The organism is Streptomyces sp. 71268, assembly GCF_029392895.1.
Classification (GTDB): domain Bacteria; phylum Actinomycetota; class Actinomycetes; order Streptomycetales; family Streptomycetaceae; genus Streptomyces.
In genome coordinates this window covers 587,501-611,337 of record NZ_CP114200.1, presented here as the reverse complement: position 1 = coordinate 611,337, position 23,837 = coordinate 587,501, and the positions used below count along the sequence as shown (strand labels likewise).

Annotated in this window: 16 protein-coding genes and 1 pseudogene (1 of these 17 cut by a window edge); 13 read left to right on the top strand and 4 right to left on the bottom strand. The window is 74.0% G+C overall.

The genetic code is table 11. The features are described 5' to 3' along the window. Positions 1-114: 114 nt before the first annotated feature. The 6 genes from OYE22_RS02185 (at position 115) to OYE22_RS02160 (ending at position 10,579) form a co-directional block, all read left to right on the top strand. Positions 115-825: a DUF969 domain-containing protein gene (locus OYE22_RS02185; RefSeq protein ID WP_277318800.1), complete on the top strand. Its 711-nt coding sequence runs from the start codon at positions 115-117 to the stop codon at positions 823-825. Next, positions 822-1,790 (top strand): DUF979 domain-containing protein, encoded by a 969-nt coding sequence (locus tag OYE22_RS02180; RefSeq protein WP_277318799.1) that lies wholly within the window; start codon positions 822-824, stop codon positions 1,788-1,790. Before OYE22_RS02185 ends, OYE22_RS02180 begins: the two co-directional genes overlap by 4 nt. Positions 1,791-1,943: 153 nt before the next feature. Further along, positions 1,944-2,735: a pyroglutamyl-peptidase I gene (gene pcp / locus OYE22_RS02175; protein ID WP_277318798.1), complete on the top strand. Its 792-nt coding sequence runs from the start codon at positions 1,944-1,946 to the stop codon at positions 2,733-2,735. A gap of 56 nt (positions 2,736-2,791) precedes the next feature. Beyond that, positions 2,792-4,324, top strand: a complete 1,533-nt coding sequence (locus tag OYE22_RS02170; RefSeq protein WP_277318797.1) for a hypothetical protein — start codon at positions 2,792-2,794, stop codon at positions 4,322-4,324. Between the two features lie 229 nt (positions 4,325-4,553). Further along, the gene (locus OYE22_RS02165) at positions 4,554-5,513 is read left to right on the top strand and encodes a hypothetical protein (protein ID WP_277318796.1); all 960 of its coding nucleotides are present in this window, start codon (positions 4,554-4,556) and stop codon (positions 5,511-5,513) included. 185 nt (positions 5,514-5,698) lie between these two features. Beyond that, positions 5,699-10,579: a hypothetical protein gene (locus OYE22_RS02160; protein ID WP_277318795.1), complete on the top strand. Its 4,881-nt coding sequence runs from the start codon at positions 5,699-5,701 to the stop codon at positions 10,577-10,579. A 440-nt stretch (positions 10,580-11,019) separates the two neighbouring features. Here the strand turns inward: OYE22_RS02160 and OYE22_RS02155 are convergent. Further along, positions 11,020-11,370: pseudogene (locus OYE22_RS02155) on the bottom strand (hypothetical protein); the annotation flags it as partial. A gap of 349 nt (positions 11,371-11,719) precedes the next feature. Here OYE22_RS02155 and OYE22_RS02150 point away from each other — a divergent pair. Genes OYE22_RS02150 through OYE22_RS02135 form a run of 4 tightly spaced genes read left to right on the top strand, consistent with a single transcriptional unit; the run spans position 11,720 to position 15,781 of the window. Next, positions 11,720-14,374 carry a nitrate- and nitrite sensing domain-containing protein gene (locus tag OYE22_RS02150; RefSeq protein WP_277318794.1) on the top strand — a complete coding sequence of 885 codons (2,655 nt, stop codon included), beginning with the start codon at positions 11,720-11,722 and terminating at the stop codon, positions 14,372-14,374. Then, positions 14,371-14,787, top strand: a complete 417-nt coding sequence (locus OYE22_RS02145; RefSeq protein WP_176165406.1) for a roadblock/LC7 domain-containing protein — start codon at positions 14,371-14,373, stop codon at positions 14,785-14,787. The genes OYE22_RS02150 and OYE22_RS02145 overlap by 4 nt, the downstream gene beginning before the upstream one ends. Positions 14,788-14,796: 9 nt before the next feature. After that, on the top strand, positions 14,797-15,192 hold the full coding sequence (locus OYE22_RS02140; RefSeq protein WP_176165407.1) for a DUF742 domain-containing protein: 396 nt from the start codon (positions 14,797-14,799) through the stop codon (positions 15,190-15,192). Continuing rightward, positions 15,173-15,781: an ATP/GTP-binding protein gene (locus OYE22_RS02135; protein WP_176165408.1), complete on the top strand. Its 609-nt coding sequence runs from the start codon at positions 15,173-15,175 to the stop codon at positions 15,779-15,781. The genes OYE22_RS02140 and OYE22_RS02135 overlap by 20 nt, the downstream gene beginning before the upstream one ends. Positions 15,782-15,919: 138 nt before the next feature. Here OYE22_RS02135 and OYE22_RS02130 read toward each other — a convergent pair whose 3' ends face one another. Together OYE22_RS02130 and OYE22_RS02125 are read right to left on the bottom strand one after the other, a co-directional pair. Further along, on the bottom strand, positions 15,920-16,651 hold the full coding sequence (locus OYE22_RS02130; protein WP_277318793.1) for an MIP/aquaporin family protein: 732 nt from the start codon (positions 16,649-16,651) through the stop codon (positions 15,920-15,922). Between the two features lie 499 nt (positions 16,652-17,150). After that, the gene (locus tag OYE22_RS02125; protein WP_277318792.1) at positions 17,151-17,546 is read right to left on the bottom strand and encodes a DUF962 domain-containing protein; all 396 of its coding nucleotides are present in this window, start codon (positions 17,544-17,546) and stop codon (positions 17,151-17,153) included. Between the two features lie 268 nt (positions 17,547-17,814). Between OYE22_RS02125 and OYE22_RS02120 the strand changes: the two genes are divergently transcribed. Further along, positions 17,815-18,624, top strand: a complete 810-nt coding sequence (locus OYE22_RS02120) for a M15 family metallopeptidase (protein ID WP_277318791.1) — start codon at positions 17,815-17,817, stop codon at positions 18,622-18,624. 140 nt (positions 18,625-18,764) lie between these two features. Here the strand turns inward: OYE22_RS02120 and OYE22_RS02115 are convergent, their stop codons facing one another. Next, positions 18,765-21,137, bottom strand: coding sequence for a glycoside hydrolase family 31 protein (locus OYE22_RS02115; RefSeq protein ID WP_277318790.1), 2,373 nt, complete (start codon positions 21,135-21,137; stop codon positions 18,765-18,767). A gap of 382 nt (positions 21,138-21,519) precedes the next feature. On the opposite strand from OYE22_RS02115, the gene OYE22_RS02110 reads away from it, so the two are divergent. Continuing rightward, positions 21,520-23,538: an acetoacetate--CoA ligase gene (locus OYE22_RS02110; protein WP_277318789.1), complete on the top strand. Its 2,019-nt coding sequence runs from the start codon at positions 21,520-21,522 to the stop codon at positions 23,536-23,538. A 76-nt stretch (positions 23,539-23,614) separates the two neighbouring features. After that, positions 23,615-23,837 carry the beginning of a hypothetical protein gene (locus OYE22_RS02105; protein ID WP_277318788.1) on the top strand. It continues 842 nt past the right edge of the window, so the window shows 223 of its 1,065 coding nt (coding positions 1-223); the start codon lies at positions 23,615-23,617; its stop codon lies beyond the right edge, outside the window.

Genomic DNA, 23,837 nt, shown 5'->3' with positions numbered 1-23,837 from the left:
GCGCCGGTCGCTGTGGCCTCTGTCTCTCGACCCCTTGTCGGATCGTTGAACAATCGCCTAACCTCCCGTTCACTCTCCTCACGCCCCGTGGGGTCCCACGCGGAAGGCGGACGCATGCTCGTTCTCCTGGGCGTCCTCGTGGTGGTGATCGGATTCGCCACCAGGCGCAACCCCCTCCTGGTCGTAGGAGTGGCCGGCATCGCGACCGGCCTGCTCGGCGGCCTGTCGCCGCGCGAGGTCCTCGCGGCCTTCGGCGACGGCTTCGCCTCCAGCCGAGCGGTGACGATCTTCGCCATCACGTTGCCCGTTATCGGCCTCCTGGAGCGCCACGGCCTCCAGGAACAGGCCCGCACCCTGATCGCCCGGTTCACCAAGCTCACCACCGGGCGCTTCCTCACCCTGTACCTCCTGCTGCGCCAGGTCACCGCCGCGCTCGGCCTCGTCAGCGTCTGCGGACCCGCCCAGACGGTGCGCCCGCTGGTGGCGCCGATGGCCGAGGGCGCCGCCGAACGCGCCCACGGGCCGCTGACCGACAAGGCCCGCGAGAAGGTGCGCTCCTTCTCCGCGAGCGCCGACAACGTGGGCCTGTTCTTCGGTGAGGACGTCTTCCTCGCCGTCGGCTCCATCCTGCTGATCACCGGCTTCGTGAACACCACCTACGACACCCACCTGGAGCCCCTGCACCTGGCGCTGTGGGCGATCCCCACCGCGATCTGCGCCTTCGTCGTGCACGGGTGGCGACTGCTGCGCCTGGACCGCCAGTTGGAACGCGAGCTGCTGGCCGCCAACGCCACCCAGCCGACCGCCGAGGAGGCCGCGAAGTGATCAAGGCAGAGTGGTTCTACTGGCTCGTCGGCGCCATCTTCCTGGTGATGGCCGCCCAGATGGTCACCGACCGCAGCAACCCCAAGCGCGTGGGTACCGCGGCGTTCTGGGGCCTGATCGGCGCGGGCTTCGTCTACAGCTCCTGGGTCGTGGAGGACCGCGCCCCGGCCGAGCCGCTGGGCGTCGCCGTGCTGGCGATGGCCGTCCTCGCGGGCTTCGGCTTCACCGGGCGCGGCACCGTACGCACCACCACCGGCGCGGAGCGCACGGCCAGCGCCGCGCGCCTGGGCAACCGGCTCTTCGTGCCCGCGCTCACCATCCCGCTGGTCGCCATGGTGTGCGCGGTCGGCGTGAAGAAGCTGTCCATCGGTGGCGAGCCGGTGCTGCAGAAGGGCAGCGAGACCATCCTGGGCCTTGGCATCGGCGCCATCGTCGCGCTGGCCGTGGGCATGGTGATGCTGCGCGAGAAGCGGATCGCCACGCCCGTGCACGCCGGGCGCTCGATGCTGGAGGCGATGGGCTGGGCGATGCTGCTGCCGCAGATGCTCGCCACCCTCGGCACCATCTTCTCCGTCTCGGGCGTGGGCGAGGAGGTCGGCGAACTCACCACCAAGGTGCTGCCGGAGGACTCCCTCTACCTGGCCGTGGCCGTGTACTGCGTCGGCATGTTCCTCTTCACCGTGATCATGGGCAACGCGTTCGCCGCGTTCCCCGTGATGACCGCGGCCGTCGGCTGGCCGGTCCTGGTGGAACAGGCCGACGGCAATGCCGCCGCGGTCCTGGCCATCGGCATGCTGGCCGGCTTCTGCGGCACCCTGGTCACGCCGATGGCCGCCAACTTCAACATCGTGCCCGCCGCGCTGCTCGAGCTGAAGGACCAGTACGGGCCGATCAAGGCCCAACTGCCCACCGCCGTCGTGCTCCTCGGCTGCAACATCGCGATCATGTCCGCGGTGGCCTTCTGACCCGCCACCGCCCTCACCGGCCAGCCCCGACCGGCCCGCCCCGTCCGGCCCTGACGCGAGCCCGACGGGCCGCGCCGGCCCGGCCGTGCCAGGCTGCCCCGTACCTCCGTACCCCCGCACCACCCGCCACCCCTGATGAGCGAGGCGATCCCCATGTCCCCCTCCCCGTCCGAGCAGCAGCCCCTCTCGTACCCGACGACCCCGCCCCGCGCCGGCCACGGAGCCGTGACCGGCGCGGGCGGCACCGGAACCGACCCGGGCGGCGCGGACCGGCCGGCGGCCGGGGAGGGGGAAGCCCGGCCGCGGCGCGTCCTGCTGACCGGGTTCGAACCCTTCGGCGGCGAGGCGGTCAACCCCTCGTGGTCGGCGGTGCGGCAGGTCGCCGCCCAGCCGCTGCCCGGCGTGGAGTGGAGCACGGCCGAGCTGCCCTGCGTCTTCGGCGCCGCGCTCGACGCGCTGCGCGAGGCCGTCGCCGCCGCCGAGCCCGACATCGTTCTGTGCGTCGGACAGGCGGGCGGACGCCCGGACGTGACCGTCGAACGCGTGGCGATCAACGTGGACGATGCGCGCATACCCGACAACGCGGGCGCGCAGCCGATCGACGAACCCATCGTCCCGGACGGCCCCGCCGCCTACTTCGCCGCGCTGCCGATCAAGGCGTGCGTGGCCGCCGCCCGCGCCGCCGGGGCCCCGGCCAGCGTGTCGCAGACGGCCGGGACCTTCGTCTGCAACCACGTCTTCTACGGGCTCATGCACCTCATCGCCACCGAACGCCCCGCTCTGCGCGGCGGCTTCGTGCACGTCCCGTACGCGCCCGAGCAGGTGCCGGACGGCGACGCCCCCGCACTCGCGGTCGCCGAGACCGCCGTGGCCCTGCGCGCCATCGCCGCCACGGCCGCCGCCGGCACGCCCGAGCTGCGCGCTGTGGGCGGTGCCACACACTGACCGGCCCCTTGGCGCCGTTTCGTCCGTTGTCAGTGGGACCGCCTACTCTGTGCGACGTGACTTCTCCACCCCCGGGGGCCGCTACGCCCCAGCTCAGTGGCCCACCCCGGCCAGCCCCGGGCCCGGCAGCCGACGAGGGCCTGGCCCGGCGGCTGCGCGCGCTCGCCTGCACGGCGCCGCTGCACGACCTGGACGTGCGCAAGGCCAACCTGGCGGGGGAGTACAGCGGGTACGCGATGGCGGAGGTGGCCCTCGCCGCCATCGACCTGGTCACCCTCACCATGGACTTCGACACCGGCGCCGACCACGAGCAGATCGTGGCCAGGCTGCTGCCCCGGGTCGCAGCGCAGGCCCCCGGCCGCCCCGCCGCCGAGCACGAGCGGGTGGCCCGCTGGGTCCTGGAGAGCCTGATCAACGTGGGCAGCGTGGACCGCGGGTTCCGCGCCGCGTACGGCACGTTCAGCCCCGACGGCAGCTACGTGCGCCGGGACTACGACTTCAAGCTCATCGAGGAGGTCCCGGGCCCCGGCGGCACCGTCTACCTGCGCACCACCGACGAGGCGGTCAACGTCCTGGTCGGCGCCCTGGACACGGACGTCACCAGCGCGCAGATCGCCGCCGAGGTCAAGCTGGAGGTGCTGATCAGCCGAGGCCGGCTCGCCGACGCCCAACTGGCCGCCGAACAGGCCCGCTACCGCACCGTGCAGTACGCGGAGACGCTCCGCAAGACGCTGGAGGCCACCCGGCGCAACGTGCGCGCGGTGGACTGGCTGCGGGCCGTGCCCGACATGATCGCCGAGGCGCTCGACCACATCGCCGAGCGGTACCGGCACGAGAACGCGATCCTCACCAACATCCGCAAGGCCCGCGACGAGGCGGTCGACCAGCGCGGCCCCGACCACAAGCGGCAGGCCGCCGAGCTGGTGGACATCGTCAAGGACTGCATCCGGCGGCACACCCAGTTGCAGTCCCGACTCCTAGACGCCGGCCCCATGTTCCGCGCCGAGCAGGACCGGCAGGCGTTCGCCCCGCCCGCCGCGCGCGCCGGCATCGACCTCTACGGCCAACTCGTCGCGCCCCTGTTGCCACTCCCCGTGGAGCGCGCCATCCGCGTCACCGACGCCTTCTTCGCGCGCGGCACCGGACTGCGCACGCCCACCTCGGTACGGATGGGCGACCTGGTGGACCTGCTGCTGACGCCACCGGTGGAGCGCGAGCACCTGGGCGCCGAGATGCCCGAGCCCGACCTGATCGCCACCCCCGACGACAACCGGTTCAGCGAGGAGCAACTCGCCTCGGCCATGGACCTGCTCGAACTGCCCCCCGACGCGCCCCGCCGGCTGTCCGGACTGCTCGCCGAGGCCCGCCGCCGCGACCCCGCCCTGCCCTACCTGGTCGCGCTGCTCGCGGTGCACGCGGCCAGCCCCCCGGTCGGCACGGCCTACCGGCAGGGGGAGCCGCGACTGCTGTTCGCCGTGGATGACGGGACAGAGCTGGACGACCCGGAGTTCGGCGGCGCCGACCTCATCGTCGGCACCGCGCTGCTGGACGCCGCGGGCATGGCCGCCGACCGCACGGAGGTGGCGTGATGCCCGCGCCCGCCCACCCGGCGAGCCTGCGCCCCAGCGCCCCGCCGCCGCCCGGTCCGGCCTCTCACCACCCCGCGCCGCCCACCGGCCCGTGGCCCCGCGCGGCCGTCGCGCGCGCCGGCGAAGGCCCGGCCCGCGCCCCCGCTCACCTTGTAGCCGGCCACCGGCCCCGGCACCGCGCAGACCCCGCCCGCGAGGCGGCACCGTTTCACCCCGAGGAGCAGCAACCGTGACCGATCACCGCGCCGACGACGGCGCGCAGCCCGAGCGCTCGTACGCGGCGGACGAGCACGGCCGGGGCACGGCCGGTGGCGGCCCCTCGCACGGCTCCGGTGCGCCGGGCGGCCCCGGCCTCACGCCGGCCGACGCCGCCGACGCGGCCCGCCTCGTGGCCTTCGGCCTCCAGCCCAAGCTGCTGCCGGCCCGCGACGCCGAGTACGCCGAACTCCTGCGCCGGCACCGCGAGGACCCCGCCTTCGCCCGGCTGGCCGACGCCGTGGCCACCGGGCTCGGCCTCGTCGTCCTGGAGGTGTCCACGCGCGCCGGCATGGCCGTGACCGCCGCCGACGACTCGGTCTTCGCGGTCCGCATGGGCGAGTACGCCAAGCGCGCCGCCCCGGACTCAGCGGACCGCTTCCTGCACGGCCTGGCCCACCTCGCCGTCGCCGCCATGGCCTTCCCCCGCCCCGAAGACCTCGCCGACGACGGCTACATCGGCCGCATCACGGTCAACGGCGTCGACGGCTTCGTACGCCAGGCGTGCCGCCGCCTGGAGGAGCGGGCAGCGGAGACGGGGGAGAACACCGACCCGGCCACGGACGCGCCAGGGCTTGAGGCCGCCTGGCGGGTGTACGCGCGGCGCAGCGCCACCGGCGCCACCAAGGACGCCCGCCGCCTGGCCGGCTCCACCACCGGCATCGTCGGCAAGGCCGTCGCCTTCCTCGTCGACTCCGGCTTCCTCCAACGCACCGGCGACGACGCCGGCGGCGCCTACCGCACCACCGCCCGCTACCAACTCCAGGTCCGCGACATGGCCGGCAGCGCCGCGATGGCCGAACTCCTGGAACTGGGCGTGGTCCCGGTGGGCGACGGCAGCGCCACGCTGCTGCCGCCCGCGGAGGGCGACGACCTCGACCTGGTCGCCGACGCGGGCCTGCCGTTCTTCGCCGACCAGCACGGCCCCTCCTGACGCCACATCAGACGCCCCCGGCCGGCCCGCCACGCCGACCCAGGTCACCCCACCCGCCAGCCCGTACGGAGCGGGCCGGCGCCGAGACGGTACGCCGGTGGCCACCGACCGCCCGTACGCCCACGCCGCACCCGCCCGCCCCCCTCGCCGTCACCCGTTCGCCCACCACACCACGAGAGTCCGCCATGTACGAGCTGTCCCGGGTCCGCCTCTACTCCATCGGGCCAGCCGGTGCGCGCTACGCCGACACCGTGCTGGACCTGCGCGGAGTCGGCGAGCCGGTGCCCAGCCCCGCGCCCGCCCAGGCGGAGTTCTTCCAGGAGGAGCCCGTCGGCCCGCCCCGCCGCCCGGCGCCGGCCGGCGTGCTGTTCCTGGAGAACGGCGGCGGCAAGTCCGTCCTGCTCAAGCTGATCTTCTCCGTCATGCTGCCCGGCCACCGCAACACCCTGGGCGGCGCCAGCTCCGGCGTGCTGCGCAAGTTCCTGCTCGCCGACGACTGCGGCCACGTCGCGCTGGAGTGGCAGCACACGGTCACGGGCGAGACGGTGGTCGTGGGCAAGGTCAGCGAGTGGCGCGGACGCCAGGTCTCCAACGACCCGCGCAAGTTCGCCGAGGCGTGGTACTCCTTCCGGCCCGGCCCCGGACTCAGTCTGGACTCGCTGCCGGTCGCCGAGTCCACCGCCGTACGCCCCCTGGTCGAGGGCCTCGTACGACCCGAGACCTCCGGCGCCTCCGGGGCCCGGGGCCGGCGCCGCACCATGAAGGGCTTCCGCGACGCCCTCACCGAGGCCGGCAAGAACTACCCACACCTCGAAGTGGCCTGGGAGGAGATCCACGAGCGCTGGAACGAACACCTCGGCGACCTGGGCCTCGACCCCGAACTCTTCCGCTACCAGCGGGAGATGAACGCCGACGAGGGTGAGGCCGCCGGCCTGTTCGCGGTCAAGAACGACTCCGACTTCACCGACCTGCTGCTGCGCGCCGTCACCGACACCCGGGACACCGACGGCCTCGCCGACCTCGTCCACGGTTTCGCGCACAAGCTGGGCCGGCGGGCCGAACTCACCGCCGAGCGGGACTTCACGGCCGGTTCCCTCGACCTGCTCACCCAGATCAGCGAGGCGGCCGAGGACCGCGCCCGCGCCCGCGACGTCCACACCGCGGCCGAACGCCGCACCCGCGGCCTCGCCCAGCGGCTCACCGCCCGCGGTGCGGCCGAGCGCGAGCGCGGCGCCGACCTCGCCCAGCAGGTCACCGCCGCCGCCCACGCGGTCACCGAGGCCGAGCGCGAGCGGGGCCGCAGCTCCCTGATCGCAGCCGAACTCGCCTACCGCAACGCCTCGTTGGCGCTGTCCGCAGCCGAGAAGGGCGCCGCGGCCCAGCGCCGCGAACTGGCCGACGCCAGGACCCTGCACGCCGCCTGGCAGGCGGCTGAGACCGTGCTGCGCCACCGCGCCGCGGCCGACCGCTCGCAGCGGGTGGCCGCCGCGATCCGCGAGGCCGAGCGGGACGCCGCCCCGGCGCTCGCCGCCCGCGCCAAGGCCGCCACCGACCTCGTACGCGCCCTGCACGCCGCCGCCGAGGGCGGCGAGCGCCTCGCCGCCGAGGAGGAGGAACGCTCCGCCGCCCTCCAGGAGACCGGCGAGGCCGCCCACCGGGACGCCACCCACGCCGCTACCGCCGCCCAGCGCGCCCGCAGCGAGGCCGAGCACCTGCGCCAGCGGCTGACCGAGGTCGAGCAGGAGACCGCCGAGGCGGTACGCGCCGGCTGGCTCGACGACTCGGCCCCCGACGCCGACCCGGCCCGCGCCGCCCTCACCGCGAGCGACGCCGAGAAGGCCGCGGCCGCCGCCTGGGAGAGCGCCCGCGACCACGCCGCGTCGGCCGCCGAGCAGGCCCGCGAGGCGGGCGCGGAACTGAGCCGCGCCGACCTCGCCGCCGCCCGCGCCTCCGACGCCGCGCGCGCCGCCGCCTCCCGCTACGACGCCGAGCGCCGCGCCGCCGAGGCCCTCGGCGCCGAGCGACGACTCGCGGAACTGCTCGGCCTGCCCGGTGCCGCCGCACCCGACGGCGCGTCCGGCGAAGCCCCCACGGGTGGTGCCACGCCCGACTCCGAAGCCGCCACGCTCAGCGCCGACGAGCTGGACCGCAACGCGGACGCGCTGCGCGAACTCCTCGACGAGAGCGTCGCCGGAGCCGAGCGCCAACTCTTCGAGCTGCGCACGGCGGCCGCCGACGACGCCCGCATCCTCGGTGCCCTCGGCGACGGCGGCCTGCTGCCCCCCGGGCCCGACGTGCTGGCCACCGTGGAGTACCTCGGCGAACACGGCATCCCGGCGCTGCCCGGCTGGCGCTACCTGGCCCAGGCCGTCGACCCGGCCGACCACGCGGCGGTGCTCGCCGCGCGCCCCGAGCTGGTGGACGGCGTCATCATCACCGACCCCGACACGCACGCCCGCGCCCGCGAGGCGCTGGCCTCGGCGTCGCTGCTGCCCCGCTCCGCCGTCGCCGTGGGCACCGCCGCCGCCCTGCTCGCGCCGACGCCCGGGCCCGGCGCGCGCGACGGCGCCGTCTTCCTCGTACCGCCCAACCCGGCCATGCACGACGAGCTGGCCGCCGACGACGAGCGGCGGGCGCTGCGCTCCCGCGCCATCGCCCGCGACGAGGAGATCAGGGCGCTCGCCGCCCGGCTGGCCGGCGACCGCGCGCTGGCCGCCCGGCTCTCCTCCTGGCGCACCAGCTGCCCGCCCGGCCGGTTGGCCGAACTCGCCGCCGAGGCCGCCGAGGCGCGGCAGGCGGCGCAGGCCGCCGAGGACGCGCTGGCCGCCGCCCGCGCCGCCCGCGCCGAGGCCGACGAACTGGCCGCCGAGGCGGCCCGGGCGCGCGACGAGCGGCAGGAGGCGGCGCAGCGCGCCCGCCGCGCCGCCGACGCGCTGGCCGGACTCGCCTACCGGCTGCGCGAGCGCGCCACCTGGCAGACCCGGCTGCGCGAACTCGCCGAGGAGGCGGCCGAGGCCGAGGAGCGCGCCGCCGCCTGCGTGGACCGGGCGCGCGCCGCCGACGAGGACCGCCGCGCCGCCCAGCGCGCCGCCGACGACGCGCACCGCACCGCGCGCGCCCTGCGCGCCGAGCGCGCCGAGATCGCCGGCGCGCCCGACGACGTCACCGCCGCACCAGCCGACCCCGGAGACCAGGCCCCGGCACAGACCGCGTCGCTGCCCGCGCTGCGCGAGGCGTACCGGGCCGCGTCCCAGCTCTACGAGAAGGTCGGCGTGGGCGCCGACCTGCGCGCCGAACAGGCCCGCGCGGAGAGCGACGAGAGCGCGGCACTGGCCACCCTGGACCGCCTGACCAACAAGGTGCGCACGCGCGCCGCCCAGCTCCTGGAGGGCACCGACGGCGCGGACGGCCCCTCCCGACAGGCGGCGGCGGCCCGCGCCGAGTCGCTGGTCCAGATGCTGGAGTCGCGCACGTCGGCGGCGAGCGAACAACTCGGCCGGCTCCGTGGCGAGGCCGAGCGGCTGGCCCCCGCCGACGGCGAGGCCCACACCGACCTGCCCGAGGACCTGGTGCCCGCCGACGCCGAGCAGGCCAAGGAGTTGCTGCGCACCGCCACCGGCGAACTGAGCGCCCGTACCGACGCGCTGGAGAGCGCCCGCGCGGCCCACGCCGAACTGCTGCGCGCGCACCGGGCCGCCGAGGACGCGGCCAGCGGCTTCGAGGAGACCGGGGCGCTGCTGCGCGACCTCATCCGGGGCGCCACCGTCGATGAGGGCGAGCACCCGGGCGGCGGCTGCGAGGAGGAGACGGCCGAGCCGTACGCCGGGACGCTGGAACAGGCCCGCCAGGCCGCCGCGGAGGCCCGCCGCTCGCTGCGCGGCTGCGCGAGCGACCTCTCGGCGGCCGACGCGACCGTCCGCGAGGCGTGCGACGTGCTCGTACGGCATGCCAACGCCACCCGCTACGAGCAGGTGCGCACCCCCGCCCGGCAGCAGATCAGGGAGCTTCCGGCGGCCGCGCTGCCCGAGCACGCGGCGGCCTGGGCCGAGGCGTTCGCGCCACGGCTGCGGGTGCTGACCGACGAGCTGGCGCAGCTCGAACGCAACCGGGACAGCATCGTGGACCGACTGCGCGGCCTGGTCGACTCCTGCCTGGCCACGCTGCGCTCCGCGCAGCGCCTGTCCCGGCTGCCCGAGGGGCTGGGGGAGTGGTCGGGCCAGGAGTTCCTGCGCATCCGCTTCGACGACCCCGACCAGGCGACGCTGACCGAGCGGCTGGGCGAGGTCATCGACGAGGCGACCAGGGCGGCCGTGCGCAAGAACTCCGACCTGCGCCGGGACGGCATGTCCCTGCTGCTGCGCGGCGTACACGCGGCCCTGCTGCCGCGCGGGGTGGCCGTGGAAATCCTCAAGCCGGACGCGGTGCTGCGCGCGGAGCGGGTGCCGGTCGGGCAGATGGGCGACGTCTTCTCCGGCGGCCAGTTGCTCACCGCGGCCATCGCCCTGTACTGCACGATGGCCGCGCTGCGCAGCAACGACCGGGGCCGCGACAAGCACCGGCACGCGGGCACGCTCTTCCTCGACAACCCCATCGGCCGGGCCAACGCGACGTACCTGCTCGAACTCCAGCGGGCGGTCGCCGACGCGCTCGGCGTGCAGCTCCTCTACACCACCGGCCTGTTCGACACCACGGCCCTGGCGGAGTTCCCGCTGGTCATCCGGTTGCGCAACGACGCCGACCTGCGGGCCGGGCTGAAGTACATCAGCGTCGAGGAGCACCTGCGCCCGGGCCTGCCGCAGCCCGACGCCGGGGCGGAGCAGGTGCACGGCGAGATCACCGCCACCCGCATGTTCCGCCGCCCGGAACCCGCGCCGGGCGAGCCCGCGGCGCCCGCCCTCCCGGCGGCCGACCCCGCGCCGGCGCGACCCGGGGCCCCGGCGCCGGACCGGGGACCGGACCACGAGGCGGCGCCGGACCACCCGCCGGCGCCGGCCCGAACCCCGGCACCGGCGGAGGGCGCCACGCCGCCGCCGACGCCGCCCACCCCGGCGGCTGACACCCCCTGACGGGCCGCGAGAACGGTACGACCGGCGCGGCCGAGGCGTTGTCCCGGCCGCGCCGGTCGCGTTGGTCGGCCCCGGTACCCGCTGCCGCGGGCATGCCGCGCACCACTGCGCACCCTTGGGTGTTTCGTGGCGTTTTCGCGGAGTTTCACCGGAAAGGAGTGCGGTGAGATCGCGCCGGTGGACGGGTGCCCGATGTGGCTGGTAAACGGCCGTTTGAACGACCGAGGTGTTGTCAAAGGGGCCGCCAGGCGCCAGCGCATCGCTCCGTGCGCCCCGGGACGCCCGCTCCGTGAGGTGTGTGGGGGCTCCGCGGTCCGGCATCAGCCCCGGGTGCGCCGGGGCGAGCGGGGCGAGGTGGTGGGCGGGGCCGTGACCTGGGGCCGCGAGCGGGTGAACGGCGCGTGAAGAGTTGGGTGAGGGCGAGCTCAGACGCCCGACAGCCGGCCCGACCGGCGCGGGCGCCGCAGCGTGCGCGCCGAGCTGCTCGGCGCCGAGATGACACCGTTGCGCTGCCGCCAGACCTGCCGCGTCACCCACACGTCAAGCACGCCCCAGGTGGCCGCGACGGTGCTGGCTATGGAGCTGAGCACCATCGGGAACGCGAACCACGACTCGCCGAGCGTGCACAGCACCGCCACCATCGCCTGGACCAGCGTCAACGCGATGATGATGACGGCGCGAACGGCCGCCGTGCGCACCGGATCGGGCAGCCGCAGACGGCGCGCGGGCTCCTCCGTCCACAACGACTGAGGCCGCTCCTGCGGGATGTCGCGATTCTTTTCCATCAACATCTCCCCCTCTCCATGGGTGCCCGGATTGCGTGGTTCCGAAAAGAGGGACATCGGCCGTAATCCGCCCAGGCTTCCCCTTGGATCACGTACGACGATGAACGAAGGTTCCCAGGCTCCCGCGCGTTTCCAGCCACCCCGAACTGGCAGGGTTCTGCCATCCGTGGGAGCGCGGTCGTCGGGGGCCTACCTGAAAAGTCAGGGCAACAGCGGACAACTGGTGATCAAGGGCGCACCTGATGTGCCGTCAGCGGCCGGACGTGTCTTCGAGTTGGTCACGCGACAGTAGTAGGCTCGCGCCGCTTGTTGTCGGAACATCCCCCGCGTCGGCGGGGTTGACGTTAGGGAGGCCATGCGCTTTCGCGGTAAGTCGATCCGCCGGAAGATCGTGGCGCTGTTGCTAGTGCCGCTCGTCTCGCTGACGGCAATCTGGGCCTTCGCTACAGTGATCACCAGTCGTGAGGCCATCCAGCTCATGGACGCGGCCGACGTCATTGACAAGGTCGGTACACCGGCGGAAGACGCGGTGCAGGCCATCCAGAAGGAGCGTCGCCAGACGCTCATCTATCTCGCGGACCGCAATTCCACCGCCCTCGCCCAACTGCGCGAGCGGCAGCACGCCACGGACACGGTGCTGGACAAGCTGCGCGACAACGCGCGCAGCGAGGACACCCGCGACAGCATGAACTCCGACTCGGAGAGTCAGCTCGCCGCGTTCCTCGACAGCACCAAGGGCCTGGACGAACTGCGCGGCAAGGTGGAGAACAACTCCATCAGCCGGTCCAGCGCGTTCGAGAAGTACAACTTCCTGGTGGACGGCGTCTACAACTTCCGTTACGCCCTGCACACCGTGCCCAACGCCGATATCGACAAGCACGGCCGCGCCATCGTCGCGATGATCCGTGCCCGTGAGGCGCTGGCCCGCGAGGACGCCCTGTACGTCGCCGGCGTCACGGCGAAGAAGATCAGCTGGCAGGACCTGCGGAAGATGTCGGACCTGCGGGCCGAGCGCGACCTGATCTACGCCACGAACCTGCCGGTGCTGCCGGTCAAGGAACAGAAGATCATCATGGACTACCGGCGTACGTCGGCGGCCCCCGAGGCGCTGTACAACGTCGAGAACGCCATTCAGAACGCCGGCCCCTCGCGCACCATCGACGTGGTGGACCGCAAGCGCTGGGAAGCCGCGGTCAACCCGTCCCTCGACGACTACGACCGCCTCGGCAAGGAGTACACCGACCGCTACGAGGACGACGTCGTGCGTCCCGAGGCGATGCGGGTCATGCTCCGCGCCGGCGCGGCCGGTGTGCTCGGCTTCCTCGCCCTGCTCGCCTCGCTGTTCGTCTCCATCCGCATCGGCCGCGCCCTCATCCGCGACCTCCAGCGGCTCCGCAAGGACGCGCACGAGGTCTCCGGTGTGCGCCTGCCCAGCGTCATGCGCCGGCTCGCCGCCGGTGAGCAGGTCGACGTCGAGGCCGAGGCGCCCCGCCTGGAGTACGGCGGCGACGAGATGGGCCAGGTGGGCCAGGCCCTCAACACCCTGCAGCGCGCGGCCGTCGAGGCCGCCGTCAAGCAGGCCGACATGCGACGCGGCGTCTCCGAGGTGTTCGTCAACCTCGCCCGCCGGCACCAGGTCCTGCTGCACCGCCAGCTCACCCTCCTCGACGCCATGGAGCGGCGCACCGAGGACACCGACGAGCTCGCCGACCTGTTCCGCCTGGACCACATGACCACCCGCATGCGGCGGCACGCCGAGGGCCTGGTCATCCTCTCCGGCGCGGCGCCCTCCCGGCAGTGGCGCAAGCCCATCCAGCTCATGGACGTGGTCCGCGCGGCGGTCGCCGAGGTCGAGGACTACGAGCGAATAGAGGTGCGCCGGCTGCCGCGCCTGGCCGTGAACGGCCCGGCCGTCGCCGACCTCACCCACCTCATCGCGGAACTCCTGGAGAACGCGGCCGTCTTCTCGCCGCCGCACACCGCCGTGCAGGTGCACGGCGAGCGGGTCTCCAACGGCTTCACGCTGGAGATCCACGACCGCGGCCTCGGCATGGCCCCGGACGCGCTCCTGGAGGCCAACCTCCGCCTCGCCGAGACCCGCGACTTCGAACTGTCCGACACCGACCGGCTGGGCCTGTTCGTGGTCAGCCGCCTCGCCCAGCGCCAGGGCGTGCGGGTCTCCCTGCAGCCCTCCCCGTACGGCGGCACCACCGCGGTCGTGCTCATCCCCGCGAACCTGCTCTCCGAGGGCGAGGTCGACCAGGGCAACGAGCCGTCCGGCGAGGACACCCGCAGGCTGCGCCCCTCCGAGACCGGCATCGCCGCGATCGGTCAGGGCTCCGGTGGGCGCAAGGGCAAGCACGCCCGCGCCCTGGACAACGACCCGTTGGATGGACCGGTCGAGCTGGAGGCACCTATCACGCCGTTCGAGGACGAAGAACCGGACGATGTAGAGGGCGGCTGGTTCCAGGGTCGCGGCGTTCCGCACCCCGGACCGGATGCCACCCCCGCCTCCGAGCACCAGCAGGCGGGCGACGACTACGCGTCGCCCTCCGGCGAGCCGATCTCGCTGCCCCGCCGCCGGCACCCCGTACTGGTCTCCGACCACGGGCGTCCGGTGGAGAGCCCGCGCCCCGGACGCGACCAGCGCCCCGGCGGCCAGCCAGGTCGCCCAATGGAGCCGGTGCCCGACCCCGAGCCCACGCTCACGGTGCAGCGCCCCGCGCAGCCCCCGGCCAGGCCCGCTTCGCCGGCCTCCGCCGCCGGTCTGCCGCGTCGGGTCAGGCAGGCGAGCCTCGCCCCACAGCTCAAGAAGGAGCCCGCCCAGGCGGAGCCGGAACCGCAGCCGGATGACTCGGACCCCCAGCGCGATGCCGAGATGGCGCGGGCCAAGATGGCCTCGCTCCAGCGCGGCTGGCAGCGCGGCCGGCAGCAGCACACCACCTCCGCCGACTCCAACGGCCCGGCGGGCACAGCACCAGGAACGACATGGGAGGGGGACGGTCGATGACCGCACCATTCAACGCCGCGCCGAGGCCATCGAGCGAGCTGAGCTGGCTGCTCGACGAGCTGGTCGAGCGGGTGGGAAGCATCAGCAAGGCACTCGTGCTCTCCGGCGACGGACTGCCCACCGGCGCGTCACGGGACTTGACCCGGGAGGACGGCGAGCACCTGGCCGCCGTCGCCTCCGGATTCCACAGCCTCGCCAAGGGTGTCGGCCGCCACTTCGAGGTGGGCCGGGTTCGGCAGACCATCGTGGAGCTGGACGACGCGTTCCTGTTCGTGACCGCCGCTGGTGACGGAAGCTGCCTGGCCGTGCTCGCCGATGCCGACTCCGACGTTGGGCAGGTGGCGTACGAGATGACGCTCCTGGTCAAGCGGGTCGGCACCCACCTTGGCACCGCTCCGCGGTCCAGTGGGTGATGGTGTGACATGAACGGAGACGGGGAAGACACAGCCCGTTGGTTCGACGACGCGGCGGGGCCGGTTGTCCGGCCGTACGCCATGACGCGTGGTCGCACCCGCAGTCTGACCGAGGAAAAGCTCGACCTGATAGCGGTCGTCATCGCCGACACTCTTCGGAGCCGGTCGGTAGCCGATCAGACCCTCTCCCCGGAGCATCTCGACATCGTCGAGCTGAGCCGGGAGTCCCCGCAGTCCGTCGCTGAGCTAGCGGCCGAACTCGACCTTCCGGTCGGGGTGGTCCGTGTCCTCATTGGCGACCTGCTGCACGCGGCGCTCGTTCGCGTGTCCCGGCCCGTACCTCCGGCGGAACTGCCGGATGAGTGGATTCTGCGCGAGGTGATCAATGGTCTTCGGGCACTCTGACCGCGGCCGTTCCGGTGTTGTCGACCCAGTAACGCTGAAGATCCTGGTAGCTGGGGGTTTCGGCGCCGGCAAGACGACGCTGGTGGGCGCGGTGAGCGAGATCAAGCCGCTGCGTACCGAGGAACTGCTCAGCGAGGCCGGCCGTCCGGTCGACGACATCGGCGGGGTGGAGGGCAAGACGACCACCACCGTGGCCATGGACTTCGGGCGCATCACGCTCCGCGAGGACCTCGTGCTCTACCTCTTCGGTACGCCGGGGCAGGACCGCTTCTGGTTCCTGTGGGACGAGTTGGCGACCGGCGCGCTGGGCGCGGTGGTGCTGGCCGACACCCGACGCCTGGAGGACTGCTTCGCCGCCGTCGACTACTTCGAGCGGCGCGGCATCGCCTTCACCGTGGCGGTGAACTGCTTCGACGGGGCGACCAGGTTCCCGGAGGAGAGCGTGCGCGACGCGCTCGACCTGGACCCTGACGTTCCCGTGATGCTCTGCGACGCGCGGCAGCGCGAGTCGACCAAGAGCGTGCTCATCTCGGTGGTCGAGCACGCCATGAAGATCGCCGCCGAACAGCGGCAGGCAGCCGGTGGCTGACCGGCTCCACGACGCGGCGGGCCCGCACCCCAGGCCAGGGGTGCGGGCCTTCGCGCGTTGTCACGACGTCACGGCGTCACGGCCTCGCGACGTCACGGCGTCACCGTCGCGCCGGCCACACGGGCCGGCCGCGCTCACTCAGAACGCCGCGTTGAAGACGAGCCCCGCCAACACCGCTCCGACCAGCGGGCCGGCCACCGGTACCCACGCGTAACCCCAGTCCGACGTGCCCTTGTTCGGTATGGGCAGCAGCGCGTGCGCGGCGCGGGGCGCCAGGTCGCGGGCCGGGTTGATGGCGTACCCGGTCGGCCCGCCGAGCGAGAGGCCGATGCCGACCACGAGGAACGCGACGAGCAGCGTCTTGGTGCCCGACTCGCCGATGCCGTCGTCGAGCCCGAAGGCGAGCAACGGCAGCACCAGGGCCAGGGTCGCGACGATCTCGCTCAGCAGATTGGCGACCGGGTGCCTGACCTCGGGGATCGTCGCGAAGATCCCCAACGTCGGCTGCGCGTCCGTGGGGTCGCTGTTGGCGGCGAACTGCGCGTAGTACGCCACGTACGCGAGCCCGGCGCCGATCAGCGCCCCGACGAACTGGCCGGCGAGGTAGACCGGAACGTCGGCCCACTCGCCGGTGTCCACCGCGATGCCGACGGTCACCGCCGGATTGAGGTGGCCGCCGGAGAGCGGCCCGGCCGTGTACGCCCCGGCCATGACGCCGAACCCCCAGCCGAAGGCGATGGCGACCCACCCCGCCGACCTGGCCTTCGAGCGCTTGAGGTTGACGGCGGCGCACACCCCGGCCCCGAACAGGATCAGGATGGCGGTGCCGATGGTCTCGCCGACGAAGATGTCACCCTGGGAATAGCTCATGCGGCTCCTCAGCCCTCGCGCCCGGGCCACCGCCGGCCCTCGGCCCTGTGTGCGGGGATCGCTCGCGACCACGGCGCCGTGGCGAACCCGGACGCCCACCCCAGCGGGCCGCGAGGCGGGCGCCCACCCGCGAGGGGCGTGGGCCGCCGCACACCGGCCCACCGCCGGTCTGGCCCGGCCCACCGCCGACAGGGTGCGCCCCACTCGCCGTGGAGCGAAGCTATCCGCGTAGAACGGCGCCCGCCACGGGCAGTGTTGTCCTGCCCTGATGGGCCGTCAAGGTCGGGAACACCGCCGCGCCACGTGGCCGCCGCGTCCGCAACACCCGTCCGTCACTCCGGTATCGCCGGGTGGCCAGATGTCGCAGGAGTTGCCGCACCGACCGCACCGCCGCCCCGCGCACTCCGGCGCCCGTACGGTTCTCCCGTACGGCACACGGCCCGCGCCGTTCTCAATCCGCACCGCACGCAGTCCGCGCCGTTCCCGGTCCTCGCCGCTCTCAGCCCGCCTCGCCGAGCGCGGTCCCCGCGCTCCGTCGGTGGTCCCGCTCGGGATGTGCCGCCAGCCACGCGCGGGCGATCCGGGACAGCTCCGCGTCCCGCCCGGTCAGCATCATCGCGATCATCCGCCCGTCGCCGCGCAGCGACCACAGCGGATGCCCGAAGGTGGCCGGATTGTTGCCCTCGATGAGGAAGTGCGCGGGCCAGGCCGTGCCGTACCCGAGCAACGGCAGGGCCAACGCCCATCGACGGCGCCCGCGCCCGAGGCCGTACGCCGCGACGGCGAGGCCGCCCAGCGTCCCGGCCAGGTGGACCCAGCGTGTCGCGGGACGCGAGTGCATCGCCACGTAGTAGGGCCAGAACGCGTCATAGGAGGCGGGGCTCTGCTCGTCCATCCCCGCACCGTAGTGGACGCAACCAGCGATCGACCTGCCGCGTCCACTTCAACGTGACCGGCCGGGCGGGGTCCACGGGGGTGGTTCCGTCCGGCCGGTCACGCGCGACAACTCCCGTGCGCACGGGCGCGTCCGCGATCGGGCCTCCCCAAGACCTCGCGCGCCCCGGTTGCGCGCGGCGCCGTGCGAGTTCCGGTGCGGGCCGATGCCCGGGAATCGGCCGACCACCCCTTTCGGCCAGCGCGGTCGGCTGGTAGACCCTGGGGGCATGTCTCGATGGAACGCCGCCGTGCGCACGCTCGCCGCGGGAGTCGCCGCCCTGTTCACCGTCGTCGCCGCGCCCCCGGCGGCCCAAGCGTCACACGAGCCGCGCGCGCCACGGGAGTTCGTGGCCCTCCAGGACGTCGACCCCACCATCCGCCAGGAGATGCGCTACGTCACGCCGCACAACTTCGTGGGCACCCGTATCGCCGGCTACCGCCAGCCCCTGTGCATCCTCACCGCGCCCGCCGCACGAGCCCTGCACCGGGCCCAACGCACCCTGCTGCGCCAGGGTTACTCGCTCAAGGTCTACGACTGCTACCGCCCGCAGCGCGCCGTGAACCACTTCGTACGGTGGGCGAAGGACCTGGACGACCAGCGCATGAAGGCGGAGTTCTACCCACGGGTCGACAAGAGCCGGCTCTTCGAGGACGGCTACATCGCCGAGAAGTCCGGGCACAGCCGCGGCTCGACCGTCGACCTGACCCTCGTCAAACTGCCGGCCAAACCCACCCGCCCCTACATCCCCGGCGAGCCACTGGTCCCCTGCTACGCGCCGCGGGCCGAGCGTTTCCCCGACAACGCCGTGGACACGGGCACGGGCTTCGACTGCTTCGACACCCTCTCGCACACGCTGGACCCGCGCGTGGTGGGGGAGCAGCGCGCCAACCGACTGCTGCTGAAGGACACCCTGGAGAAGGCGGGCTTCCGCAACCTGCCCGAGGAGTGGTGGCACTTCACGTACCAGCCCGAGCCCTTCCCCGACACCTACTTCGACTTCCCCGTCTCGCGGGCCTCCCTCCCCGGCCGGCGCTGACACCGGCGCCAGCCGGTCCCGGCACCCGATCGCGTCGGGTCAGGGGACGCCCCGCCACGGGGGGCATCGGGCCAGGGGACGCACGCGGCCAGGGGACGCGCCCCGCCATGAGAGGAGACTCCGCCGCCGGAGGCGGTCCCTCAGGGCGTCACCAGGCCGATCGCGTCCCCGCGCACCCGCATCGCGTACTTCACGTCCTCCGGGCCCTCCCGCTCCACCGCCACCCGCTCCCCGCGCATCCGCGTGGTGAACCGCACCTCCGTCGCCTCGTCCCAGCCGTCGCCCGTCTCGGTGATCAACACCCCGCCACCGGTGCGCCCGACCATCGGCGCCCACACCTCAAGCTCGGTCTCGCCCCGCTCACCCACCACCGGCACCACCGACCCCGCCCGCACCAGCACCGGAACCCGCGACAGCGGCGCGTCCACCACGATCCGCCCCGGCCCCTCGTACGCCTGCCCGGTCGCCTGGTCGTACCAGCGCCCGCGCGGCAACCGCACCGTGCGCTGGCGCACGCCCGGTTCAAAAACCGGCGCGACGAGTAGCGAGTCCCCGAGCAGGAAGGCGTCCTCGCAGTCGCGCAGCGCGCGGTCCTGCGGCCAGCGCCACCACAGGGGGCGCACGTACGGCGCGCCCGTGCGGTGCGCGAGGTGGGCCAGGGTCAGGAAGTACGGCGCCAGCCGCTGCCGCTCGTGCAGCGCGGCCCGCGCGTGCTCCAACACCTCGGGCCCGAACTCCCACGGCTCCCGCCGCCCCGCCGTGATCGCCGAGTGGGTACGGAACAGCGGTAGATAGGAGGCCAGTTGGAACCAGCGCAGATACAGCTCAGGGGACGGCGAGCCGGTGAACCCGCCCACGTCCGGGCCCGAGTACGGCACCCCGCACAGGCCGAGGCCGAGCACCAGCGCCAGCGACGCCCGCAACCCCGGCCAACCGGTGCTGACATCGCCCGACCAGGTGCCCCCGTACCGCTGGAGCCCCGCCCAGCCGGAGCGCGAGAAGAGGAACGGGCGCTGCTCAGGGCGCAGCTCACGTAGCGCCTCGTAGCCGGCGCGGGCCATCGCGAGCCCGTAGACGTTGTGCGCCTCGCGGTGGTCACCGCCCCGCCCCTCAAGGGCGTGCCGCGCCGACAGCGGCAGCGTGGGGTCGCCGAACGCCGCGAAGGACACCGGCTCGTTCATGTCGTGCCACACCCCGGCGAAGCCCTGCGCGAGCCGTTCGCCGTACCACTCGCCCCACCACGCGCGCGTCCGCGGGTCGGTGAAGTCGGGGAACGCCGACTCGCCGGCCCACACCTCGCCGCGCACCTCGCGCCCGGCCCCGTCCCGTACGAAGGCGCCGGCCGCGACCCCCGCGTCGTAGACCGGATTGCCCGGCTCCGCCTTGACCGCCGGGTCGACGATGGAGACCAGCCGCACGCCGTCGTCGGCGAGGTCCGCCGCCAGTCGCGGCAGGTCGGGGAAGCGCTCGCGGTCCACCGTGAACACCCGGTGGCCGTCGTGGTGGTCGATGTCCAGGTGCACCGCCGACAGCGGAAGGCCACGCTCCAGATAGCCCGCGACCACCCGACGTACCTCCCGCTCGCTGCCGAAACCCCAGCGGGCGTGGTGGTAGCCGAGCGCCCACGGCGGCGGCAGCGCGGGCGAGCCGGTCAACCGCGCCCAACTGCGCAGCACCCGCGCCGGAGTGCCCGCTATCACCCAGTAGCGCAGCGGGCCGCCCTCCATCCGCACCTCGCAGCGGCCCGGCCGGTCGTGTCCCGACCCCTGGCCCTCCACGCCCTCGCGCAGCGTCACCGCGCCGTCCCAGGTGTTGTCGTGGAAGATCAGGTGGCTGCCCGCGTCGGCCACCACGAGCTGCACCGGCATCGTCAGGTACAGCGGGTCGTCCGGCGGCTCGAAGGCCCCGCCGGGGTCGGTGTTCCACAACCGGTACGTCCCGCTCCGCAGCCGGGGGCCCGCCGAGCGCCCTCCCAACCCGAAGCACCGGGCGTCCGGCGCCACCACCGAACGCTGCGTCCAGCGCGGCCACGCCCCGTCCGCTGGGCCGGCCGCGGGCTCCCACCAGCGCGGCGGCAGCTCGCGCCGCAGCACGACCCCGCCCGGCGTGCGCACTGCGACCGCCCCGTGCCGGGACACCGTCACCGTCACCCGCTCGGACACCACCCGCCACCCGTCCTCCGTGTCGGGTTCGAGGAACGCCCGCTGGTCCACCTCGGGGCACGATCCGGCCAACGCGTACGAGGGTTCGGGCGTTGCCCCGTCCCAGCCGCAGAAGACCGCGCCCCCGGCCGCCACCCGCACCCGCAGCGACGAACGCGCGAACCGCACCACGCCGCCCCCCGGCTGCGGCTCCGCACCCTCGGCCAGACCCGGTACGCGGGCCCGTTCGGGACCCGACCGGGGCAGTCCGGCCGCGTCCACGCGTTCCCTTCGCCACGCGGCCCGTACGGTCCGCCGCCCCCGCGCCGAACCGATCACTTTCACCGACCGCACCAGGTCACGCGCATCCATGCTGATCACCCTGCCACTGCCGGGACCGGCCAGACGCTTCGTTCAACTGTCGTTCACCCGTTGTCACCCGAGCCCCACACCAACCTGTGACCTTGCGCCCCGGCGCGCCTCATGAACTGGCCGAAACCGCATCCGTCCTGTGCCCGCCCGCACCCCTCAGCGAAGGCCACTCCGCCCCGCCACCCGCCGGTCGCGACCCACCGCGTCACCGTGGACGGCCCGGCCCCGCACGCCGACGCGGAGACCGGACTGCTCTGGTGCGGATGTCGATCACATGGCATCGTCCTGCTGAGCCGCGTCACGCCCGCGCGCCCCACCACACACCGGGGCCCGCGCCCGTGCGCGAGCGGACGCACACCACGCGCCGAGTCCGGGAGCCGAGATGACCACCGCACCGCAGTCAGCAGCCCAGCCGGAACCCCTGTGGCGGCCCGGCCCCGACCGCATCGCGCAGGCCCAGGTCACCCGCTTCCAGAGCTGGGCCGCCGAGCGGTACGGAGCGCCCGCCGCCACCCCCGGCGACCCGGTCGCCAGCTACGCCGCCCTGCACCGCTGGTCCGTGGAGCGCCTGCCGGAGTTCTGGGAAGCGGTCACGAAGTGGTTCGACGTGCGCTTCACCACCCCGTACGAGACGGTGCTCGCCGACAGCGCCATGCCCGGCGCCCGCTGGTTCCCCGGCGCCACCCTCAACTACGCGGAGCACGCCCTACGCGCGGCGCAGGACCCCGCCCGCGCCGACGAGCCCGCCCTGCTGTACGTCGACGAGACCCACGAACCCACCCCGGTGAGCTGGTCCGAGCTACGCCGCCAGGTGGGCTCGCTCGCCGCCGAACTGCGCCGCCTCGGAGTACGCCCCGGCGACCGCGTCAGCGGCTACGTACCCAACATCCCGCAGGCCACGGTCGCGCTCCTGGCCAGCGCCGCGGTCGGAGCCGTCTGGACCTCCTGCGCCCCCGACTTCGGCGCCCGCAGCGTCCTCGACCGCTTCCAGCAGGTCGAGCCGGTCGTCCTGTTCACCATCGACGGCTACCGCTACGGCGGCAAGGAACACGACCGCGCGGAGACCGTCGCCGAGCTGCGCCGCGAACTGCCCTCGCTGCGCGCCGTCGTCCACATCCCGCTCCTCGGCACCCCCGCCCCCGGCGGCACCCTGCTCTGGGACGACCTCACCGCCGCCGACACCGAGCCCGTCTTCGAGCCGGTCCCCTTCGACCACCCGCTGTGGGTCCTCTACTCCTCCGGCACCACCGGGCTGCCCAAGGCCATCGTCCAGTCCCAGGGCGGCATCCTCGTCGAGCACCTCAAGCAACTCGGCCTGCACAACGACATGGGCCCCGGCGACCGCTTCTTCTGGTTCACCTCCACCGGCTGGATGATGTGGAACTTCCTCGTCTCCGGCCTGCTCGCCGGCGTGACCGTGGTGCTCTACGACGGCAGCCCCGGCTACCCCGACACCGGCGCCCAGTGGCGGGTCGCCGAACGTACCGGCGCGACGGTCTACGGCACCTCCGCCGCGTACGTCATGGCCTGCCGCAAGGCCGACGTGCACCCGGGCCGCGACTTCGACCTCTCCCGCCTGCGGTGCGTGGCCACCACCGGTTCCCCGCTGCCACCCGACGGCTTCCGCTGGCTGCATGACGAGGTCGCCGACGACATGTGGATCGCCTCGGTCAGCGGCGGCACCGACGTCTGTAGCTGCTTCGCGGGCGCCGTCCCCACCCTCCCCGTCTACATCGGCGAGCTCCAGGCGCCCGGCCTCGGCACGGACCTCCAGGCGTGGGACCCGCAGGGCGAGCCGCTCATCGACGAGGTCGGCGAACTCGTCGTCACCAACCCCATGCCGTCCATGCCGGTCCACTTCTGGAACGACCCCGACGGCAGCCGCTACCGCGACAGCTACTTCGAGATGTTCCCCGGCGCCTGGCGCCACGGCGACTGGATCACCTGCACCTCCCGGGGCAGCGTCGTCATCCACGGCCGGTCCGACTCCACCCTCAACCGGCAGGGCGTCCGCATGGGCTCCGCCGACATCTACGAGGCCGTGGAGCGCCTCCCCGAGATCCGCGAGTCCCTCGTGATCGGCGTGGAGGAACCCGACGGCGGCTACTGGATGCCCCTCTTCGTACACCTCGCCCCCGGCGCCACGCTCGACGACGAACTGCGCGACAAGATCAAGACCGTCATCCGCGCCCAGCTCTCGCCCCGCCACGTCCCCGACGAGGTCATCGAGGTCCCGGCCGTCCCGCACACCCTCACCGGCAAGCGCATCGAGGTCCCGGTCAAGCGCCTCCTCCAGGGCGTCGCACTCGACAAGGCGGTCAACGCCGGCTCGGTGGACAACATCGAACTGCTCCACTTCTACGAGCGACTGGCCCGCGAGCGCTCCACCGCGAACGCCTGACGGTCACGCCCAGCGACCATTGTCAGACCCCCCGGTTACGGTGAGTGAGCATTGACCGACATGCCAAGGGGGAGCCATGACACCCACGCCCCACGACCGCCCACCCACTGACGACGGACGGCACGGACCCGGCAGGCGCCAGCCCGCCGGGTCGGGCGACACCCGCCCCGGGCGCCCGAGCGGCCCCACCGGACCAGGCCGCGAAGGCCAGCGCCGACCCGGCGCCACGCGCGAGCGCACGGCGGCGCGCGGCAGCCGCAGGGCGATCCGCCGCGCACTGCGCCGCGAATCCCCGAGCA

Bases quoted from the DNA above. Each gene is read 5' to 3' on its own strand.
- OYE22_RS02135 (WP_176165408.1), top strand. From the start codon at position 15,173: ATGGTCTTCGGGCACTCTGACCGCGGCCGTTCCGGTGTTGTCGACCCA.
- OYE22_RS02185 (WP_277318800.1), top strand. From the start codon at position 115: ATGCTCGTTCTCCTGGGCGTCCTCGTGGTGGTGATCGGATTCGCCACC.
- OYE22_RS02110 (WP_277318789.1), top strand. From the start codon at position 21,520: ATGACCACCGCACCGCAGTCAGCAGCCCAGCCGGAACCCCTGTGGCGG.
- pcp (WP_277318798.1), top strand. From the start codon at position 1,944: ATGTCCCCCTCCCCGTCCGAGCAGCAGCCCCTCTCGTACCCGACGACC.
- OYE22_RS02115 (WP_277318790.1), bottom strand. From the start codon at position 21,137: ATGGATGCGCGTGACCTGGTGCGGTCGGTGAAAGTGATCGGTTCGGCG.
- OYE22_RS02150 (WP_277318794.1), top strand. From the start codon at position 11,720: ATGCGCTTTCGCGGTAAGTCGATCCGCCGGAAGATCGTGGCGCTGTTG.
- OYE22_RS02120 (WP_277318791.1), top strand. From the start codon at position 17,815: ATGTCTCGATGGAACGCCGCCGTGCGCACGCTCGCCGCGGGAGTCGCC.
- OYE22_RS02130 (WP_277318793.1), bottom strand. From the start codon at position 16,651: ATGAGCTATTCCCAGGGTGACATCTTCGTCGGCGAGACCATCGGCACC.
- OYE22_RS02145 (WP_176165406.1), top strand. From the start codon at position 14,371: ATGACCGCACCATTCAACGCCGCGCCGAGGCCATCGAGCGAGCTGAGC.
- OYE22_RS02125 (WP_277318792.1), bottom strand. From the start codon at position 17,546: ATGGACGAGCAGAGCCCCGCCTCCTATGACGCGTTCTGGCCCTACTAC.
- OYE22_RS02160 (WP_277318795.1), top strand. From the start codon at position 5,699: ATGTACGAGCTGTCCCGGGTCCGCCTCTACTCCATCGGGCCAGCCGGT.
- OYE22_RS02140 (WP_176165407.1), top strand. From the start codon at position 14,797: ATGAACGGAGACGGGGAAGACACAGCCCGTTGGTTCGACGACGCGGCG.